Source organism: Treponema endosymbiont of Eucomonympha sp. (assembly GCF_001028545.1).
The window spans coordinates 1-1,807 of record NZ_BBPW01000139.1 but is presented as its reverse complement, the minus strand read 5'-3'; the positions used below and the strand labels follow the sequence as shown (position 1 = coordinate 1,807).

Annotated in this window: 4 protein-coding genes; all 4 read left to right on the top strand. The window is 54.6% G+C overall.

Annotated features, from left to right (window positions below):
• The first annotated feature begins 67 nt into the window (after positions 1-67).
• Entirely contained in the window at positions 68-565 is a 498-nt protein-coding gene (locus tag AWU74_RS05355) for a hypothetical protein (RefSeq protein ID WP_062328376.1), read from the top strand.
• 87 nt (positions 566-652) lie between these two features.
• On the top strand, positions 653-820 hold the full coding sequence (locus AWU74_RS11660; protein WP_162481668.1) for a hypothetical protein: 168 nt from the start codon (positions 653-655) through the stop codon (positions 818-820).
• A 50-nt stretch (positions 821-870) separates the two neighbouring features.
• Positions 871-1,212 carry a hypothetical protein gene (locus tag AWU74_RS05345; protein ID WP_059368979.1) on the top strand — a complete coding sequence of 114 codons (342 nt, stop codon included), beginning with the start codon at positions 871-873 and terminating at the stop codon, positions 1,210-1,212.
• Positions 1,213-1,433: 221 nt separating this feature from the next.
• Positions 1,434-1,807 (top strand): flavodoxin family protein (locus tag AWU74_RS05340; RefSeq protein ID WP_187150864.1); only part of this gene is annotated, 374 nt, incomplete at its 3' end.

Below are 1,807 nucleotides of genomic sequence, written 5' to 3'. Positions count from 1 at the left end.
TGTTTATTAGTGATACGGCGACCACCGATATCCACACACGTGCCCCACACGACGCGCTTCCGATCTCTTGCCGCGGGGCTTCATAGCCGCGTTTAAAACCCCGGGGAAGCGGGCGTATTTCGCGGGAGGCGGCAACGCAGACACGCGGCGCGGGTGCCGTTTTGGAATCGTCGACGAACACCGCATGCGCGGAACGGCGGCTCCTCTTACCGTCCGCCTCCGTTCCTCCGCGGTTTCTGTTCGCGGAATCAACGCGCGGTCTCTCGGCATTCGCGCCCCGTTCCATAGCGCAAAGCTCTCGTTTCTAGGAATTAGCGCTTGGTTTCATGAAATTAAAGGCTCGTTTCACGGCGCAAGCGTTTCGTTCCATAACGCCAAACCCTCGTTCCATAAAATTAAAGCCCGGTTTCATGGCGCAAGAGCTCTGTCTCATGAAACGGACATCTGGCGGAACGCGCTGAAACGTGCTATGCTGGCTGCGAACACGGCGGGGCACAGCCCCAAGGGAGCGCGGGCGCGCCGCCGACGCGCTTCGCCCGCCGCATACGGGCAGCCGCCCGCATAAAAAGGAGCAAATATAGACTATATACCGCGCGCGGAAACGGCGTTTCTGGACTGGGCGACCGCCCTCGTTGACTATGTGGCGGGGCATTTGGCGGATTTTAAGCTCGAACCGGCGGATTTGGCGCCCGTTCAGACACTGCTCGCCGACTATCGGGCAAAATTCGCCGCTGCCGCCGACCCGAACCACGGGAAAGTTGACGTTTTTGAAAAAACACGGCGAGGAATGCGTTCGGGGCGGCGCTTCGCCTCTTTGTAAAGGCGCGCCTTGCCTATAATCCCGTCGTAGCCGACGCGGACCGGGGAAACATGTGCTTGCCGCTGCGCAAGAAAACCCGCACCCCGGTGCCTCCGCCCGAAACCTATCCTGAAGCGGAAATCGACAGCTCGGTTATCCGTCGGCTGACCGTCCGCTTTAAGGATGCCGGCAGAAAAACGCGCGGAAAGCCGCAGGGCGTTCTCGACGCTGAAATCCGCTGGGGCATTCGTGCCGAGCCGTCGACCTCGGTGGAAGAGCTTGCGGCGTCCGCCTTTGCGACGACAACGCCGCACACGTGCGTCTTTTCCGAAAAGCAGCGCGGGCAAAAAGCGTATTTTGTCTGTGCTGGAAAAACACAAAAGGGGAACGGGGACCGTGGGGCGAAATCATAAACGGGATTATACCGTGATAAAAATATGATATAATCGGCTATAGCGCTGCATGCCGCTTCATGCATAAACGCTCGCCTGAAACGACCGCGCCACATTAAAACCTGCACGGCAGGTTGACTCGCCCTCCGCCGTCTGCGGCGGTATACCCCAAATATATGTTGACAAAGATAAAAGCACACGGTATTTTGTGAAAAATAAGGTGCGTGAACATGAAATTGATTATGCATGATTTGTCAGACGCTGATTTTAAGCACATTGCGCCTGCTCTGAATCAGGAAAACGCTGTCATCGGGTCTCGCGGAAAAATCCGCCATTGTATCGGCTGTTATGGCTGCTGGATAAAAACACCGGGCGTCTGTGTGATTAAAGACGGCTATGAAAATATCGGTCAGTTGTTTTCAAAATGCGACGAAATGATTGTTATCAGCAAATGCGTGTACGGCAGTTATAGTCCTTTTATACGGAATGTTTGGGATAGAAGCATACCGTATCTGCTGCCTTATTTTGTCACGGCAAATCATGAAACGCACCATAAACAGCGATATAAAAACCAATTCAGTAAAAATGTTTATTTTTATGGCACCAGCACCGAAGC

Excerpts from the sequence above, each read along its gene's own strand:
- AWU74_RS05345 (WP_059368979.1), top strand. The coding sequence starts at position 871 with ATGTGCTTGCCGCTGCGCAAGAAAACCCGCACCCCGGTGCCTCCGCCC.